Source organism: Sulfitobacter sp. SK011, assembly GCF_003352065.1.
GTDB lineage: Bacteria > Pseudomonadota > Alphaproteobacteria > Rhodobacterales > Rhodobacteraceae > Sulfitobacter.
Genome location: NZ_CP025803.1, coordinates 2,439,377 through 2,457,878, shown reverse-complemented (window position 1 = coordinate 2,457,878; position 18,502 = coordinate 2,439,377). Strand labels below are relative to the sequence as shown.

The 18,502-nt window shown below is 53.2% G+C and carries 13 protein-coding genes; 2 read left to right on the top strand and 11 right to left on the bottom strand.

Annotated elements, in window-relative coordinates; all coding sequences use genetic code 11:
* Positions 1-62: 62 nt before the first annotated feature.
* The 11 genes from C1J02_RS12095 to C1J02_RS12045 all read right to left on the bottom strand — a co-directional run bounded on the left by C1J02_RS12095 (position 63) and on the right by C1J02_RS12045 (position 15,549).
* Positions 63-842, bottom strand: a complete 780-nt coding sequence (locus C1J02_RS12095) for a potassium channel family protein (RefSeq protein ID WP_114878810.1) — start codon at positions 840-842, stop codon at positions 63-65.
* Positions 843-1,141: 299 nt separating this feature from the next.
* Positions 1,142-2,524 (bottom strand): transposase, encoded by a 1,383-nt coding sequence (locus tag C1J02_RS12090; protein WP_114877634.1) that lies wholly within the window; start codon positions 2,522-2,524, stop codon positions 1,142-1,144.
* A 252-nt stretch (positions 2,525-2,776) separates the two neighbouring features.
* Positions 2,777-4,492, bottom strand: a complete 1,716-nt coding sequence (locus C1J02_RS12085) for an adenylate/guanylate cyclase domain-containing protein (protein WP_114878809.1) — start codon at positions 4,490-4,492, stop codon at positions 2,777-2,779.
* A gap of 734 nt (positions 4,493-5,226) precedes the next feature.
* Positions 5,227-5,562, bottom strand: coding sequence for an STAS domain-containing protein (locus C1J02_RS12080; RefSeq protein ID WP_114878808.1), 336 nt, complete (start codon positions 5,560-5,562; stop codon positions 5,227-5,229).
* 161 nt (positions 5,563-5,723) lie between these two features.
* Positions 5,724-6,062, bottom strand: a complete 339-nt coding sequence (locus C1J02_RS12075) for an STAS domain-containing protein (RefSeq protein WP_114878807.1) — start codon at positions 6,060-6,062, stop codon at positions 5,724-5,726.
* A gap of 44 nt (positions 6,063-6,106) precedes the next feature.
* Positions 6,107-9,634, bottom strand: coding sequence for a SpoIIE family protein phosphatase (locus C1J02_RS12070; RefSeq protein WP_162798311.1), 3,528 nt, complete (start codon positions 9,632-9,634; stop codon positions 6,107-6,109).
* A 14-nt stretch (positions 9,635-9,648) separates the two neighbouring features.
* Positions 9,649-10,815, bottom strand: coding sequence for a mechanosensitive ion channel family protein (locus C1J02_RS12065; RefSeq protein WP_114878805.1), 1,167 nt, complete (start codon positions 10,813-10,815; stop codon positions 9,649-9,651).
* A gap of 435 nt (positions 10,816-11,250) precedes the next feature.
* Positions 11,251-12,602 (bottom strand): IS3 family transposase gene (locus tag C1J02_RS12060; RefSeq protein WP_114877554.1). Its coding sequence is split into 2 segments (ribosomal slippage): positions 11,251-12,266 and positions 12,266-12,602, totalling 1,353 coding nucleotides; the frame shifts between segments, so codons are not numbered across the junction.
* 78 nt (positions 12,603-12,680) lie between these two features.
* Positions 12,681-13,400, bottom strand: a complete 720-nt coding sequence (locus C1J02_RS12055; protein ID WP_114878804.1) for a pyrroline-5-carboxylate reductase — start codon at positions 13,398-13,400, stop codon at positions 12,681-12,683.
* 310 nt (positions 13,401-13,710) lie between these two features.
* A complete protein-coding gene (locus tag C1J02_RS12050) occupies positions 13,711-14,211 on the bottom strand; it encodes a GFA family protein (RefSeq protein ID WP_302622765.1) in 501 nt (166 codons plus the stop codon).
* 297 nt (positions 14,212-14,508) lie between these two features.
* Positions 14,509-15,549, bottom strand: a complete 1,041-nt coding sequence (locus C1J02_RS12045) for an alpha/beta fold hydrolase family protein (protein WP_114878802.1) — start codon at positions 15,547-15,549, stop codon at positions 14,509-14,511.
* A 634-nt stretch (positions 15,550-16,183) separates the two neighbouring features.
* Here C1J02_RS12045 and C1J02_RS12040 point away from each other — a divergent pair.
* Both C1J02_RS12040 and C1J02_RS12035 read left to right on the top strand, forming a co-directional pair.
* A complete protein-coding gene (locus C1J02_RS12040) occupies positions 16,184-16,699 on the top strand; it encodes a fasciclin domain-containing protein (RefSeq protein WP_114878801.1) in 516 nt (171 codons plus the stop codon).
* A gap of 318 nt (positions 16,700-17,017) precedes the next feature.
* Positions 17,018-17,899, top strand: coding sequence for a sulfurtransferase (locus C1J02_RS12035; protein WP_114878800.1), 882 nt, complete (start codon positions 17,018-17,020; stop codon positions 17,897-17,899).
* The last annotated feature ends 603 nt before the right edge of the window (positions 17,900-18,502 follow it).

The window sequence follows — 18,502 nt, the reverse complement described above, 5'->3', positions numbered from 1 at the left end:
GCTCGTCTGTTTTTTGAGGTTCGTTTGCAATGATGGAGGATGATTGGAAAACACTGGCGCGTTCATGTCCCAGTGTCGCCCTCCGTCTCGATTTTTAACGTTTCGCCGCAATGCTTGCAGTGAATCGCATCCGTTTCGTGCCGGTTCAGGCCGCATTCTGGGCATTTATGCTTGATCTTGGAAGGCTGGAAGATCGCGCGCGCCAACTGCACAAAAAGCGCGACGCCCACGACCATGATGAAAACCGACAACAGCTTTCCGCCGGTGGTCGTCATGGTGATGTCGCCAAAGCCCGTTGTCGTGAGCGTTGCCACAGTGAAATAGAGCGCATCAACATAGCCGGTCATGCCATCGGTTTCATCGAAAGCCAGCACGAAGACGAAAGACGTTGTCACGAAGATGAATACGAACAGGTTGACCGCAGCGAGGATCGCGTCCTCGTGCCTGCGGAAGAACAAGCTCTCGCGCCGAAGGTCACGCAGCAAGTGGTAGGCGTGGATCAGCCGCAGGCCCCGAAGCACGCGGAGGAACGCGAAGTTCTCGGCGAGAAGCGGTGCCAGCAGCAGGGACAGTACGACGACCAGATCAGCAAGGGTGTAGATGCGCGTCAGTTCCCGGCGCAGGTTGTCCGAGATCCAAAAACGGGCCGCGAGATCAAGAAGTATGAGCAGGCCGAGCCCTGTGTTCAACACCGTCATGGCTGGAGTCGTGGGCAGCGCCGCGGTTGCAATGAAATAGATAATGGACAAAGCATCGAAAACGATCAGTCCATAGCGGAACCGCCGAGCGCGCTGGCTTTGACCGGAGTAGAGCAACCTGATCGTTCTGTGCAGTCCTTCCATCTGCGTAACATGTCACAGGTTTTCGCCCACGGCCATGTTCCGAGGCCACGTTGAGCCTGCGGGCCCGCTCCGGACGCCCGCATTCTGATCACCTGAGGTCGCCAAATTTCCGCACCGCAGCCAAAGTCTGGTCTGATGGGCCGCACCGCAGCATCTCAACCACCTGGCCAAAGGCAGCTCTGGGCCGTTCGTATCCCTCGACACAAAGGGCGGATTTCGTTGAAAAACCCGCTGTTTTCGGCGTTGCTTTCTGAGCTAGTGCGTTGATTTTTTTGAGGGTCCGATGTTTGGTCCTGTTCTTAGCCAGTGGCGGGGACCATTGGCTTGAGTTTTGCCAGTTTCCGGAGGTTCTGGGCGGTGGCAGCGAGGGTAAATTCGTCTTGGACGCCACATGGTCCTCGTAGTCGGACGCGAGCCAAGCCGAGGATGCGTTTGAGATGTGCAAACAACATCTCGACCTTTTTGCGCCGTCTCTGAGCCGTTGGATTGAAGTCGGAGGCTGTGCACAGTCGGGCGAAGTCCCTGACGATCTCGTATTCTTCTCGGTTGACGGAGCGCGTTGCTGTGTTTGGGCAGCATTTGGGCTTTGATGGACATGTCTGGCAATCGAGTTTCAGGCTGCGATACTGTCGGCGGCCAGCCTTGGCTTTGTGCCTTTTGGGGTCAGAGTAATTTCGCCGGGTATGACGCAGCTCTTTTCCTTCCGGGCAAATGTATCGGTCATTGTCTTCGTCCCAAGTGAAGTCAGACCGCGACCAAGTGCCATCCTTGCGCTTTGAATGGTCAAAGACAGGGATGAACGGGAGAATTTTCCGTTTGAGCGTTAACCAAACGAGATTGTCAGACGAACCGTAAGCCGTATCCGCCGCAACCCAATCCGGCTTCAGGCCAAAGCGGTCTTCTGTGCGATCAATCATTTTGCGCATCGCACCGACCTCTGCCTGCCGGATCGACCGGCTGACGTCCACATCCATGATGATCCCGTGATCTGTGTCGATGAGGTAATTGTCTGAATACGCAAAGAAAGCGGGGCCTTTACGCGCGGCAGTCCATTGGCTGGCCGGATCGGCATGAGCGGTGAACTTGGGTGTTGTCTCGCTGGCACCACCAAAGGCTGCGTCGTCAAGAACGTCGAGGTATTCACGCACCGCGCGCGGCGCATCTGCTGCTGTGACCTCCCGAGCGGCCCAGTCTTGTGGGTTGCTGGAATTCTGCTTCTGAACATCAGCGCTGATCAAGCTGGCATCGACGGCGAAGCCTTCGCCACCAACAAGGCCCTCTTCTATACAGCGCGCAACTGTTGTCTCGAAAACATGACGCAGCAAGTCACTCTCGCGGAAACGGCCGTGGCGGTTCTTTGAAAAGGTAGAATGATCAGGAATGCGATCGCTTAAATCGAGGTGGCAAAACCAGCGATACGCCAAGTTCAAGTGCACCTCTTCACAAAGGCGGCGTTCAGACCGGATACCGAAGCAATAACCGGCCAGTAACATTCGGATCAGCAACTCTGGATCGATCGACGGGCGGCCTGTGTGACTATAGAAATTTGCCAAATGCCCCCGAATACTGCTGAGATCAAGATGTCGGTCAATCGAGCGCAATAGATGATCTTGTGGAACATGATCTTCCAGCGAGAACTCATAGAACAACGACCCTTGCGCTTCCTGCTTCGGTCCCATCATCGCCAATCCTCCCGCTCAATACAGGAATTGAATCAGCGACTTGCCTACGGATCAAGGAATAGTTTTTCAACGACATCGGCGGATTGCCGACATTCGCTGCGACCGCCATCTAACTGGGCTGTTTCAGCGGGAGCTGACATTCAGATGACATAGAAACCGGGTTTTGTTCTCCACCGTCCCAAAGCAGCTCGGAGCATAAAGCAGTCAGATATGCGGTTACGCCCAATACGCCTGGGAGAAATAGAGCTGGATCTACTCCGGTAACCCAGCCAGACGAAGTGAATTGCTGTCCCTTTCAAGTATTTCGATATTGGAGAAAAGCTGCGTCTTTGCCCACTCGGATATGGAAAACTGGGGTCGGTACAGCATAACCTGTTTCGCCTCGTGGCGTGCAGCCTCAAGGTTTCGCATCTCCGCATAGACAATCGCGAGATCAAGGTGACCGAACCCCTCTGCCTTTTGACCATATTCGGTGAAGGCCTCTATAGCTTCCTGATATCGGCCGCTGAGTCTGAGCCCAAGACCCAGCACGCCCGCGTACCAACCCGGATAATGTGGGTTGAGCGTGATCGCCTGTCGCGCAACCCGGATGGCTTCATGGGTCTGGCCACTAAAGGCGAGGGTCAACGACAGGCGAGCCGCGACATCAGCGTGGTTCGGGTTGAGCGCCAGTGCTTCGCTGAACTTCTCGATCGCTGAGCCGAGCTGTCCATCGATGGCGTCCGCAAATCCTGCGATTGCGTGGGCTTCGGGATTGTAGCTGTCAATCTCAAGAGCGCGTCGCGCGCAGTCTCTTGCTTGTGTCAGTGCAGCAGTCCGATCTGCGGCAAAGCTGTGCCGGGCCTCAACAGTGTAGACAAAGCCCAGGGTACAGAACGGTGCGGAGTAACTAGGATCGAGTGCGATTGCTTGTTGCGTAAAACGGCGGGCCTCGGCTTGCGCGTCCTTTGTAATGCTTCGCGAAGCTTCGACAGCATGTAGTTGCGCCGTCCATGCCTGCAGATTCTTTGTCCCCGCTCCTCGAAAGCGGGCCATCTCTCCGTCCAGCAATTCAACTTGAAGTTCGGTCGCAATTCTAAGGGCAATTTCGTCCTGAATTTCAAAGACATCCTCCATATCGCGGTCGTAGCGGTCGGCCCAAATGTGCATACCGGTCTTCGCATTGATCAGCTGTGCCGTGATCCGCACGCGGTTTCCGCTTTGGCGCACGCTGCCTTCGAGGACAAGATCGACGCCTTGTTCCAAGCCAACTTGTTTTACATCGACGGAACGACCTTTGTATACAAAAGTTGAGTTACGCGCGACCACGAGCAAGTTGGGCAGTTTTGACAAAGTAGTGATGATCTCTTCGGTGATACCGTCTGCAAAAAACTCCTGATCTGGGTCAGAAGACAGGTTATCGAAAGGCAACACGCCGATGAGCAGAGAATTCGAATGACTTGGTGGGGTAACGCGTGGTGGCGCGGATCCGGGGGATGACCACTGATAAACAGTGACCGGGTCGGGCGCATTCTTGAATTGCCGATCGCCAGCTCGTCGGAATAGCTCTGCCAGACGTTCATCAAGGCTGCGGTGTACAACATCTGAAATCAGCACTGCGCCCGTATCGGAGGCCTCTTGCAGTCGCACGGCTAGATTGATGCCATCGCCGAAAAGGTCATCTTCGTCGAACACGACATCACCCAGATGCACCCCTACTCGTAACTGCAGTTCAGATTGTCCTGGCACCTTGCTTTGGATGTCAATCGCACAGCGAACAGCTTCAGAGACTGAACCGAATTCAACCAGCCATCCGTCACCCATCCGTTTTACGATATTGCCACGATGATCGCTCACCAGCGGGTCGAACACCGCACGGCGCAGCTTCCGAAGCTCCTCAAGGGTTCTGTTCTCGTCCGCCCTAATCTGGCCTGAATAATTTACGACATCGGCAGAAAGTACGGAAGTCAGTCGTCGGATTCTGTTCATCGCTCATGTTTACTGCAAATTCTTTTAGTAGGGAAACCCCCGCCAGGAAGATGATTGCATTCCTTGGTCGGTGACGACTTTGTCCGCTGCCCGACGTTTCAGCCGACAAAACGCTGCGCTCTGCGCGAATGGCAGCAATGACGCGCTACACCGGAGCATCTTGAGTAGACCTTGGAGGCCGGCTCTGTTTCCATTTACGACTAGCACAGTCGCAGGCGGGAAACTCAGCGTTCGTTTGGAATTGCACTTATGGAAACAAAAACTACCAGTTCAGCCCGAAAACAGCAGAGTCAGCGGTGCCTTCATTCCTTCTTTGGAGATGCTGCGCGATGCACGAATGGCCGGAATGCGAAAGCTGCACCGCAGCATTGAGAAAGTCGATGCATGTCTCCTTTGGGCCGGGAGCGCCAACCTTTACACTGTTTGGAAAGCGGTCTTTTGCTGCGCAATGCACCGAAGACCGCATTGCGGACAATCCCGACTTTCGCCGCAACTGCGAAATCGGATGCGCTTGAAGTACCGCGCCGTCATGAAGGGCGTATTTCGTTGAAAAACTCTTCCTTGATCGAGGCATGAAGTGCTGATTCAATTCCCTTAACCTAAACTAGCGGACTCTCAGTGGAGCAGGCCAGTTCGAATTCGGTCATTCCGGATTTTCGCAGCGTAGTATGTATTTCCCAAAAAAAACTGGACAAAGAGCCGACTTCACGTGTGTCTTCATCAAGGTCATCGATCTAGTTGAACGCCGCCAGTGCTTCATCTTCATCCGGATAAAGACTCACGAGACTTGTAAAGCCAGAAGTCTCAAGCACTTTTTTGACGGACTCATTTGCGTTGCAGATATTCAATTGACCATTTGAGTTCTTGAGCAGCTTGGCCGCCACAAGGATACTTCTAAGACCTGCGCTGCTTATGAAGCTCACATCTTTGATGTTCAGAAGCAGCTTGTTTGCACCGCCCTGCACCAAACCCACAAGGGCGTCCATTACTTCGCCTGAGGTCGTGCTCTTTATCTCTCCGTCAAGATTCACAAACGACACTCCCGCAACTTCATTTGTCGTTATTTCCATGCCTTTTCACCTCTCTGCGAATTGCTGCTGTTTGTTCTTATCCCTGCGCTCAAGTCCGCGAGACGATGAAAACCTGCTCGGCGCATGATATGGATGCCTGCTCGCCCCGGTGAACGTGTTGCCATGGACGATGCGATTGGCTGGGGCGGAACCCATATCCATCAAAGTTGCTCCAGCGCTTCTTCCTCATTCGCATATGTCGGAAAGATTTTTGTGAAACCTGACATCTCGAATACGCTCTTGGTGGATTGGTTCATTGAGCAAACAGTTAGTTTATAACCCTTCCCACTGAGTTTCTTGCCCAAAGCAAGAATCACCCTCAGGCCGGTCGAGGCGATGAAATTCACCTTCTCCACGTTGATAACAACATGCCTCGCACCACCTTCAAGGAGCTCGGCAATTTCCTCCTCGACTTCGGGGCTGGTGTTGGTTGTCAGATCCCCGTCGACATAGACCACTATCGCTTTCTCGGTTTCGCGGTGTGTCACTTCTGTGTGCATCTTGTTCCCTCAGCTTTTCGTTTTTTATCCAAGCAACCAGCGGTTCAGGCCTGAATTCGTTTCATCAGTGTTGTTACGTTCTTGTTGCCGTCACGCCTGTAAAAATGATCATCCATAAGGTTTCGGATCAGATGTATCCCAAGCCCTCCAATCTGGCGTTCATCGATAGTCGCGTCGGTATCTGGCTCTTGAATCATGAACGGATCGAACTCAATGCCTTCATCAGTAACGGACACAATGAAGCGTTGGCCGTCAGTCGACAGGACAACGTCAATCGCGTGCTCGCCATCCTCTTTATAGGCGTAGTTGATAACGTTGTTTAAAAGATCGTCCAGAACAACCGAGAACGCATTTTGTATTTCAGCCGGAAGCTCAAAGCGTCTGCAGGTTTCTTCGAGAGCTTCAAGACAACGGTCAATTTCCGCAAGATCGTTGACCAGCCGGAGCTCGACAGTTCCCCGAGCATCCCGGACATCCCACGCCACATAGCGCAGGCAGAAAACAGTGATATCGTCTGATTGCTCTTCCTCACCAACGAATTCGTCTACATCGCGTACAAGAGACTCAACGAGATACTTTGTCCCAAGCTTCTTGGAACGCTGGATGAAATCTTCAAGTCTGCTCTCACCGTACTCCTTATTGTTGACGTCGAACGCTTCGGTGACACCGTCGGTGTACAGGACGATCTTGTCATCGATATCAAGCTTGATCTGAGACTCGCCATATGGGGCTCCGGGCATCACACCAACCATTGGGCCATGAAGCTGGTCCAGCGCCAGCATGGAACCGTCTGTCTTGACCAGATATGGCGGATTATGGCCAGCGTTGGTGTAGGTCATTTCGCCAGTCATAGTATCGATAATTGCGAAGAACGCAGTAATGAACATGCAATCGTCGTTGTTTTCGCTGAGTTCATTGTTCGTAGCAGAGATGATATTTTCTGTGGACCTCGTATCCTGGGATCGTGACTTGAGGAGCGTCTTGGCCACAGCCATCATCAAAGCCGCCGGTACGCCCTTACCGGACACGTCGGCGATTACAAATGCGAAATAGCGATCATCGATCATGAAGAAGTCGTAGAAATCCCCGCCAACCTCGCGCGCCGGACGAATATAGGCCCAAACATCCAGATCCTTGTGCTCTGGGAAGCGTGGGAAGGTTAGCGGGATCATACTCATCTGGATCTGGCGCCCGATGTTCAACTCGTCGCCCATGCGCTTGTTAGCAATAGCGAGTTGCCGCTCTAGCTCTTTTTGCTCGGTGATGTCTACGAACACACCCAATACGCCGCCCCGCGACCCGTCTGACAGGTCGAATGCCCGCGCCCAAAAGAGCATGTCATGCTCTTTCCCGTCACCGAGTATAACGCTTGTCTCCCGTTGACTGCTGCCGCCATCCCGGAGGAGCTGCAAATCCTCTTCATGCCGCCTGTATCGGTATTCCTCTGGAAAGAAATCCAACTCCTTTACGGATTTTCCGATGATGTCCTCGCGCTTCACACCGAAGGCATTTTCGTAGGCAGTGTTAAAATTTAGGTAACGTCCGGAAGTATCTTTGACAAAGATGGGATTGGGCACTGAGTCCACAAGAGTCGTTACGAAGCTTAAGTTGTCCGCAATTTTTTTCTCTTGTCGCTTACGCTCCGTAATATCCCTAATGATCCCAACAAACAGTTTTTCGTCTTCAAGCACGGCCTCGCCGACATGCAGCTCCAAAGGGAACTCTGTTCCGTCCTTTCGAAGCCCTTCGACCTCTCGGGTTCGATCGACAACACGTTTCTCGCCGGTGTCGTGGTAATGTTGGAGGTAACCGTCGTGGTGACGCGCATGCCGGTCCGGCATCAGTTCATCAATCTTCCCACCAATAACTTCACTCGCCTTGTAACCGAATGTGGCCTCCGCGCTTGGATTGAACTCACGGACAATGCCGTCACCATCTATGACGATCACACTGTCAGCCGCGTTGTTCAATATTGAGCGAGCCCTAACTTCGCTATCGGACAATTCCTTTGTTCGCTCCGCAACTTTTGTCTCGAGACCTTCAATCATTTCGCGCAAGGCCTGGCGCATCGCATCGAAATTACGGGCAAGCTGTGCGATCTCATCACCCCCCGTCGTATCGATCGTGATCCCCAGATCACCTTGCGCGATCCCCTTCGCCTTTTCCGTCAACTTCTGGATCGGTCGGGTCATCGTTCGTGCAAACAGGAATGATGCCAAGATAACACCGAGGGTCAGCGCGCTCATAAGAAGCAAAGTTCGATTGCGTAGGCGATGTGCAGGCAAGAGCGCCTCTGCCTCATCGACCTCGCTCATGATCACCCAAGACAATCCCGGAAGACCCAGAGGACGGTATGCCGACAGGACATTGACACTTCTATAGTCAGGGAAGATTTCAGTATTGGCCTCGCCGGCCAGCGCCGAGCGTGTTCCCACTGTGTCGACGGGCTGAAGACCGATCGACGTATTGAAAGTATCGATCCTTTCAATGATCTTCTCGTCGATGCCGCTTTCGCGGATTGCTTTAAGGTACGCTGCACGGTCCTCGATCAAGAAACGTGATTGATTGCGCATCAGAAGGTCTTCACCGACAATATATGTCTCGCCGCTGGCACCCAGCCCGACATCGCTCCAGGCGCGCTGGCTGGTCATGATGTTGTTGATCCGGTCGATCGGCATTTGGAACACCAAGACGCCAGTTATCTCGTTTTCATTGAAAATCGGCGAGGCGACAAACGAAGCGGGTGCGTTGTAAGAGGGAGCATAGGGCGCGAAGTCCTCAAATCGGACTATATCTGCAGAAGTCGCTTCGCGCACAGACCGGAAGGCTTCGGCGAAGTTCGTGTCCGCGTAGGGTCCGGTCAGAAGCGAAGTGCCGAAGTCCACTTCTTTGAAGACCGAATAGACGATCCTTCCCGTCTCGGCGTCGACCAAGAAGATGTCGTAGTAACCAAATCTTTCCAGAAAGCTTCTAATGGTCGAATGGTATTGCTTGTGAACAGCGCTGTATTGGGTGCCGTCACTGGCATCGTCCAAAAGGTGTTTTTCACCAGTCGGATTTCGATTTTTTGCGATATAGGCATCTTGTAGTACACGCGCGGTCCCGTCGCCCGGGATATAGCTGGATGAATTCTCCAAGTCTTCACCGAGACTATTCTGTCCAAGCCGTGGCAGAAATTCGCGGTCATAGTAGCTCTGAAGCAGTGTGGAAGCTCGGCTTCCGCTCCCTGTATCCAAAAGGGATGTAGCGTCCTGAAACTCTTGCATCGCTTTAACGATGGTTTGGCTCTCTGAAAGTGAGACAATCTGGTTGGAGATAAGATCGAAGTAGTCTTCAATCTGTTGCGCTTTCAACTCGCGGACGGCGGTAAGATTGCTGAAAGACTGCTCCAGCAGCGCCTTCTTCGCGGCCATGTATTCAATAACCGCATAAACGCCCGTGCTAGCGATGGCAACGAGCACCAAAACGATCAGAAGCTTTGTTCGGATCCTGAGGTTCCCGACAAATGAGCGGCTCGGATAAGTGGATTTATTTTCTGGTTCTTTGCCTGACCGATTTGTTTCGCCACCCATAGCCCCCATACCTTTTATCGATGTACGTTCGTAGTATGCTGGAAGAATTTCAGGTCAAATTCCCGGGCCACGACTATCAAATGGCTAAGGATGCTTGACTGTATATTCGAAAATTCGATCATACCCGTCTCACGGGCATATGCGAAAATTTGCATAGGCAGCCCATGGATTTCAGGCTCCAATGTCCGGACGAGTATATAGTATCTCTTCTGGTGCAAATCAGATCGCTGCCTCAAGTATCTGTCCACATATATTCGAAACAAGTCGTAGTTTGTAGCGGCGTCACTGGCGATAACCTGATCCTTTGGAGCATCGCCCTGTTCGCTTAAGGCCTCAAGCTTTGGTCCCACGATATCTGGCATCAGTGACGCCTTTTTCAGCTTCTCAAGCAAAGCTTGATCGCACAAACGCACGCTATCGATGTCGAACAAAACCTTGGCGACGAGTTGACGGGCTCGTGCTTCGTTCTGCATGCTGGAGTAGTTGCGGTTGGCAACCTCGAGCACCTTGTGCGTTGGAATAAGTGACGTCGTTTGGTCCCAGTTGCGGATTTTGATATCGTAGAGGCCGATATGTTCTACTGAACCGTCTGCGTCGAAACTCGGAACGGACAACCAATCGCCCTCACGGATCAAGTCAAATGAGGCAATTTTGATTCCTACAAATAATGAGTGAATGGTGTCGCGGAAGATAAACCCGGCAACTGCGGTAGCAGCCCCAAGTCCTGCGACAATCTTGGACAGTTCGGAATCAAGCGTGATTGAGGCAGCCACTGCCAGACCCACAAGCACAGTCAATATCTTGAGTAGGTCAATATACCCAGTGGAGCTAACGCCTCTTACACCCGCTTTGTGCCGGACAACGGCAGAAATGGCTCCAAGGATCTTTATGGCAAACTCGACGGCAAGAACGATCAGGGCCAAGCCGAAAACCAACCGGGCTTCATAGGTATACGATGCGACCCATTCTGACAGGTAGAAGCCCAAAAATGCAGGCAAGGCGTAGATGAACCGGAAAGGGCGCAGAGCGTCTACAATCAAGTCATCGACGACCGTCTCTGTCCGTATCGCAAACCGGAGTAACAGTGTACCTATCAGGCGCTGCAGAAAGGGAGCGACTACCAACGCGCCTAACACAAGGGCGATGTAGCTAACTTCTAGATTTTCCTGTACGAAACTCAAACGATGTGCCCCCCCTTACATGTTCTTTTGGGCCGCAGTCTTAGGAACGTTCGACTTCGCATTGCATAGCAGCAAACGCTTCTATGAAACAATACCGATGTGTACGCCGAAAACCAGAGTGTGTCTGCCATCCCGAGCACCGCGGATTCTCGGAATTGTTCGCGGGATGTCACCTCCTGGCGTCAGACCCAAGCTGACCTCGCGCTCCTCACCGTTCATACCACACAATCGAATGGCGTCCAGTTTGGGTCTGGACAGACTAAATCGTCTATGCAGCAAAGCAAGGTGGGGATCTTGCCAGTGGAAACAACACTTAGAGCGCGGCAGTTGGGTAATTAGAGCCGAGAGGCTGGCTTGTCCGCTGTCCGTCTTCATATAAAATGGAACATCAGAGCGGCTTGAGCATTGGAGGCTCTGGCTCGTTTGTGTGATTGATTATGCTGCTTGTTTTTGATGTTGCAAGCGACGTTGTTGGATTGTCTGTTTCTTGATCTTCTTCCTTTCCCTGAGAATGGCTTTGTCGCGACCGAAGTAGACGTCTGCGGGTGTGACGTTGTTCAGGCTCTCGTGGTAACGCTGGTTGTTGTAGTATTCGACGAAGGCCCCGATTTGGCGTTCGAGATCACCGGGTAGGTAGTAGTTCTCCAGCAGAACCCTGTTCTTCATGGTCTGGTGCCAGCGTTCGATCTTGCCTTGGGTCTGCGGGTGGAATGGCGCGCCGCGGACATGCGTCATTTTTTGATCCTCCAACCACTTGGTCAGATCGCCTGAGATGTAGCATGAGCCGTTGTCGCTAAGCAGACGTGGCTTGTGCCGCACAACAGCCTGGTCGCAGCCTGATGCTGTCAGAGCCAGTTCAATCGTGTCTGTCACATCTTCGGCCCGCATATTTGTGCAGAGCTTCCAGGCGATGATGTAGCGGCTGTAATCGTCCAGGATCGTGCTGAGATAATACCAACCCCAGCCAATGATCTTGAAGTAGGTGAAGTCGGTCTGCCACATCTCGTTGATGGCCGTTGTCTTATCTTTGAACTCATCGGCCGCTTTGATCACCACGTAATCCGGTGCGGTGATGAGATCAGCAGCTTTGAGAATGCGATAAGCTGACGATTCAGATATAAAATACCGCTTCTCATCCGTGTATTTGACGGCCAGTTCCCGGGTGGTCAGCTCTTCATGTTCCAGCGCAAACTCAATCAGGTCGCCACGGCGGGCATCCGGGATGCGGTTCCAGACCGATCTTGGGCGTGGAGATCTGTCAGCCAGTCCATCCAGGCCGCCGTCGACATAGAGATCGTACCATCGATAGAATGTCGTGCGTGGGATGCCCAGCATGTCGAGGGTCTGCTTGACTGGCAGATGCGATCCCTCAACGGTGCGGATGATCTCCAGTTTCTCAGACGCAGGGTATCTCATTCCTCGAACTCCCCAGCCCCTGTCATGCTTTTTTTGAGCAGACGGTTCTCAAGGGTCAGATCGGCAACGCATTCTTTCAGGGCCAAGGACTCAGAACGCAAATCCTTTACCTCAGGCGATGTGGCCTGCCGTGCCGTGTCGCCAGATAACCGGCGCTTGCCAGCTTCGAGAAATTCCTTCGACCAGCTGTAATAAAGGCTCTCAGCGATACCTTCGCGGCGACACAGCACCGAGATGCTTTCCTCGCCGCGCAAGCCTGCCAATACAATGCGGATCTTCTCTTCAGCTGAATATGTCTGCCGGGTCTTACGGCGGATGTTCTTAACTACCTTGTCGGCAGCGTCTTTGGACGTCTGGGCTTTCTTCGTCATCTCGATCTCCTAATCGATAAGATGAACCAGAAATCCTCCCTTATTCAAACCCTCAAATCTGTCCCGCGGGTGCTGACGTCAGACAAGCCCGGCAGCAGTCGTTCCAGCATATTCTATCATCCAACGAACATGATCGGCAGGGCTGGCGCTGTCGGCAGCTAACATTGTTCCGCCAGCAAGGAAAAGTTGACGGATGGCCCGATCAGCGACATCAGGCGCAATACCTTGGCTTGTGGCATGATCCACCATGCATTTAGCAAAATAGGCGACAAAACCGGGTACGGGGCCAGTCATTGCGGTGAAGTGGTCGAGCTGTTGCTCGTCGAAAACCTCATCCGTTGTCCCGCAAGCTCCAAAGATTTTTCTCACGATATTTCTGTCGGCCGCTGTAGTTTCAGCGCTTGCTATCCAAGGTGAATACGCCATGGACAAGGAAGCGGCCGGACTGCTCATGGCCCGCACGACACGAACAGCCGCTATCTTGGATTTCATTTCATCAATCGTCACACCGGCCATAACTGAAATGACCAACCTGTTGGGTGCGCGGATGTCGATGTCAGGAAATCGTGCAGGCGGCACACACAAAATGATGACATCGCAGGCGTCCACCAACTCCTGATTGTCTTTCGTGAAGTGAATAATCGAACTTTGTTCAACCCCAGAGGCATTGCCACTTCTGTTCGAAACCCAGAAATTCGATTGTTCAAACGCTCCGCTACCAAGAAGGGCACTCGAAATCGCCGATCCGAGCATTCCTGAACCACCGATGATACCGATGGTGTTGCCAGCAGTTTCCATTGAAAATCTCCGTTTGCGCTCAATTCACAACTTCTGAGAAATCACCAGTTCGTGTCAATTGTTCAAAGAAGAATGGTGGTCGCCAAGGGCTCTTTGCGGCCTTGCGGCGGCGTAGAGTTTCGCCACAGCGGGGCTCGCCTTTGTCGACGTGAGCGGCCCAAACCGGACTCTCAGCACCCAGTTGGCATTCTGCGGTTGCAACCCGCTTTGCGGTCATTCGCTGCAAGTGCCAAATCTGAACGAGGCTGAACTCACCCATTGCGTACGTTCCGGACGCTTCGAGCTGGGCAGTCTCGTTCGGTAAAGGAGTTCAACTCGTCTGTGATGCTTTGGGCATGCGCATCGTATGCACCGGATAGACCCTTGGGCCTTCGATGGCCCCGCCAAAGGAATGCGCATGGCAAGCGTATACAGGAAATCCTGCCGGAAATACGGTGCCACTTGGTGCCTCTTCGGCAAAAATGTAGACAGTATTCTCGGGTGTCCGCTCAAACCAGTTCGGTTCGTCGAAAGAGCCGCAGTATATGCCGACTCCTTTGGAGAAGTTTTCCCAAGTCATGAACATGGTGGTGTGACACGTAGGACAGGAATTTAGCCACATCCTTTTGCCGCTCCCCTCGGAGACATGTTCATAAACATCTGGCGTTCCTGAGAATAGTTCAAAATCTTCTTTGTAGAATGGTGCCATTGCGTTTCCTGCGGAGGCAGTCATCCGCTGACAGAAACGGCAGCTGCAAATGTATAGTCGAAGGGGTTTGCTTTGAACTGAATATCTAATGCGTCCACACAAACACCCTCCCTCTCTTCGCATATTCATACATCACCCTCCGCTTGTTCTGGCTCAGTTCTTTGTTCGTCCGACCTTACCACATCCGGTCGCTGCGGGCTCGGAGAAGACACCTGAGTCATTTAGTCTGATGACCGCATTATCGCAGTGTCCAGTCATTGGATTCCGTCGATTTGGAAATCCCGCCCCGAACGACCACTATTTCCAGCACCGGACGTTGGCAAAAATTCGGGTAACGACCGAGTTGCCGGACGATTTCTGCCGTTCGTGTCGGAACCGAAACCGCAAGTTGCCGCGAGCCAAATGCCAGTGAGGCAGGCGTCAATTTTGCAAACCACCAAGAAAGGTTTGCGCCTGTGGCACCCATTTCTCCGGCTCGACGGACGTAGAGTAATGCCCCATGTGACTGCTTACCTGATGAAAGGTCACGGAGGCTCCCGCTTTGCGCATTTCCTCGGCGACATTTTCCCCGATCGACGCAGGGTAAAACTCGTCCGTATCGCACAGCACGTAGAAAAACTTCGCGCATATACGATCCAGCTGATCAGAGACATTGAACCCCCCGATCGCCCTATTGAGAACGACAAGGCTCATCGGGTCGAACTCTTTCGCCCATTCCCTTGCAGTCTCGTGCAGCAGCTTCTCAACATCGCGTTTTGGCATCTGCCCTTCGAATTTTTCCATGAACTGATAGGAGAGCAATGTTCTGATGCGGATGCGCGTCATCACGTCTCCCAGACCGCCTGCCTCGGCATAGTGGCCATCGTTCCAGTTGGGATCGGCTTGCAGTTCCGCCACGAGTTCAGGCAGGGCAGCACTCGTTCCGAACCGGCTGACGGGGCCACAATCGGCCGCGATGATACCTCGCATCGCGTCAGGAAAAGTGACGGCCCACTGAAAGCCAAGCAATCCGCCGACTGATCCTCCCGCCACCGCAAGCAGCCGATCAATGCCTAGAGCGTCAATCAACGATTTCTGCGCTCGCGCCATGTCCTCAACTGTTATCTTGGGAAAATCGCCTCCCCACGCGCGCTTCGTGTCCGGATTGATGGAGGCCGGCCCGGTGGTGCCATAGGATGACCCGAGCATGTTCGATGAAATCACACAGTATTTATCCGTGTCGAACAACTTCCCCGGGCCGATGATGCCATCCCACCAGCCTTCCCTTAAATCGGGCGTCATTCGTCTGGCGGCATGGTGTGTGCTTGTCGTCCCGTGCTGGACAAGAATTGCATTCGACTTTTCGCTATTGAGTTCGCCGTAACACTCGTAGGCGACATCAAGTTCTGGCAACACGATGCCAGACTGAAGCCGAAACCCTTTCGTGCGATGCTGTGGAATGACGATCTCCCAAATCTGCACCTTCGAAAGCTACCACGAAACCTGCCAATGACCAAACTAGCAAAATTTTTCGAAGACGGCTTCGGGCTCGGAATAGACACTCGCCGAATTTTGGTGAGTATCTGCTGTGTCGCGTTTAGCAGCCGTTCACGACTGAAAATTCGAAGTTTTGGTTCTGAATGTCGGGTATCACCAGCAGCTGACTTTCGCTGCAGTCACAACGAAGGTCTCAGTTGCGGACAATCCAGACCTTCGCTGCGTGGCGGCACCCGGCGGCCATTTGAGTGGCCGCTCAGCAGGGAAAGCTGACCCTTAGCAAACTCGCCATATCGTCGGAAACCGACCCGTTGCGGTAGTTTGTCCGACGCGCAGGAAACAGCCGGCTCAAATTAGGGATATCCATATCTTACTAAGAATCTGGACTGCTTCTCGCCGTATGTGCCGGTACGCTGCAGCTGGATATCACCCGTTTTTCAGTGAAAGATTCTGTAACGTTTCCACAGAATGTTACAGAATACGCAGATTATTGGCGCAAATCAGTGCGTCGAAGGTCGATTTCTCACGATGGCGTGATGGGTAAATCTGAGCTCGGCCACGGGTACGTATCCCTTACACATGCAAATCAGCGTGGAAAATATTAAGGGAAGACATTCACATGACAACTATCCGCAAATTCGCCGCAGCCGCGGCAACCGCCATGACAATGGGTACCGCCGCGAGCGCGGCTGACATCGTCGAAATCGCATCGGGCGACGAGCGTTTCTCGACCCTTGTGGCCGCGGTCAGCGCTGCTGGCCTGGTTGAGACGCTGCAGGGCCCTGGCCCGTTCACTGTATATGCGCCCGTGAACGACGCTTTTGCTGCGCTGCCTGAGGGTACCGTGGAAACGCTGTTGGAGCCAGAGAACAAAGGCCAGCTGACCAATATCCTCCTTTACCATGTCGATGACCGTAAACTGACCGCCGAGATGATCCCGAGCGGTTCGAACTACTTCAAGCCAGTCTTGGCTTCGGAGCGGTTGTGCATCACTAAAGACTCGTCTGGCGTGTCGATCGCCGATGGCTCCGGCGAAAGCGCCAACGTGATTATCGCAAATATCGAGGCCGACAATGGCGTGATCCATGTGATCGACAAGGTTCTGCTGCCGGGCACCCGCCCAGCCTGCCACTGAAGAAAGCCCCACAATGGAATAAAGGCCCCGGCAACGCTGGGGCCTTTATCGCTTCCGTTTTGGGCTCGGAACGGTCCTTCGCCTAATTTTGGTGAGCGTCGGCTGTTTCGCGTTAAGCAGCCATCCACGACCGAAAATGCAAAGTTCTGGTGCTGAGTGACCGCTTTCACCAGCACCGGAAGTTAGACAAAAAATGGCGAGCGACTGTGTTGCGGACGAAGCTGCTGTTCAGCAAATTGTTTCGTCCGAGCCGGACAGATCGTCTATTATGTTGAAAAAGTGTTCGTCATTCTTTCGTTCGACAAGGGGGTAGACACTATGGGTAAAGAGAGTTTTCAAAACCCAAGAGCGCTCGTTGCAGGAGACTGGCTTGAAGCGCATTTATCCGATCCGGAAATCCGTATCTTCGATTGCACGTCCTTTCTGCGTTACGGTGAGAGCGACGATCATCCCTACCTGTATGTCAGTGGTCGCGCTGCATACGATGCGGGCCATATCCCCGGTGCGGCTCATCTGGATCTGCAGGGCGAGTTTTCGAATCCGGAAAGTCCCTATCTGATGACCCTGCCCTCGGCAGAAGCCGCCGCCGACGCATTCGCACGCCACGGCGTCGCCGAAGGCACGCGCGTCGTTCTGTACACCCGCGAAAGCATGCAGCGTGCAACGCGGTTCTGGTGGATGCTCCGCTGGCTTGGTTTTGACGAGGCCGCCGTGCTCGACGGCGGCTACGACAAGTGGTTTGCCGACGGGAGGCCGATATCTACGGAACCCGGCAAATATCCTCGCGGACAGTTTGCCCTCAACCCGAGGCCCGACGTCTTCGTGGGCAAGGATGAGGTTCTTGCGGCAATCGGGGAAGAGGATACATGTACGATTAACGCATTGAGTCCCAATCTGCACTCAGGTGCCGATCCCAGTTATGGGCGCCGGGGACATATCCCAGGAAGCGTAAATGTCTATGCCTCCGATTTGCTGAACCCAAAGACGCTGGAGATGCTGTCTCCGGACGAGGTAGGAGAGATTTTCAGGAGGGCAGGCGCAACGCCTGATAAACGGATCATCACCTACTGCGGCGGAGGAATCGCCGCGACCCTTGATGCCTTCCTGTTGCATCAGCTCGGCTACCGCAACGTCTCGGTCTACGATAACTCCATGAGCGAATGGGCCGCTGATCCCGATTTGCCGATTGAAACAGACTAACGACAGCAAACAGAGCCACGCTCATTGGTTCTCCAGATCGTGGGTGTGACCCAAGCCGACGTGGTTTTGGCGATGTGCCATCATCAGTCTTCTAAACGCCCGCTTAGGGCTGATTGTGTTGAAAAACTCCGATTTTGGCGAAAACCACCTAAAAAGTGTCTCATAGGAAGCCTGCCGGAAAATTTGACGAGGGGGTCGGCCAAATCGCTGACTTGGCAATGTGAGAGGTCCTCATTGCTTACACTGACCGTTCTGCGCCGACTTGGTTGATTCAATGGATTTTGGCGGAAAAATGTGGTGGTCGAATTTTCGAGTTTTTCAACACAATCGGCTCACTGCCGCCATTAGATCGTTCGCAGCATCGACGCTATGCAGGTATTTCTACACTGGCAAGAACGGCCCTTACATCAGGTCCCTTTTGAAGAAAAGGAGAGGCCTCGGGAACCTGAATGGAATGTCGTGAAATATCAAGATAATTTGCGGGAATATAGTGATTGGCCCAACGGCTGACGTGAATGACGAGCAGTAGATATCGGCCCAGAGCCGACCTCCAAGAGCTATTTGAGGCGCTGCGATGCGGCACGTCATTCCGGACACCCGTAC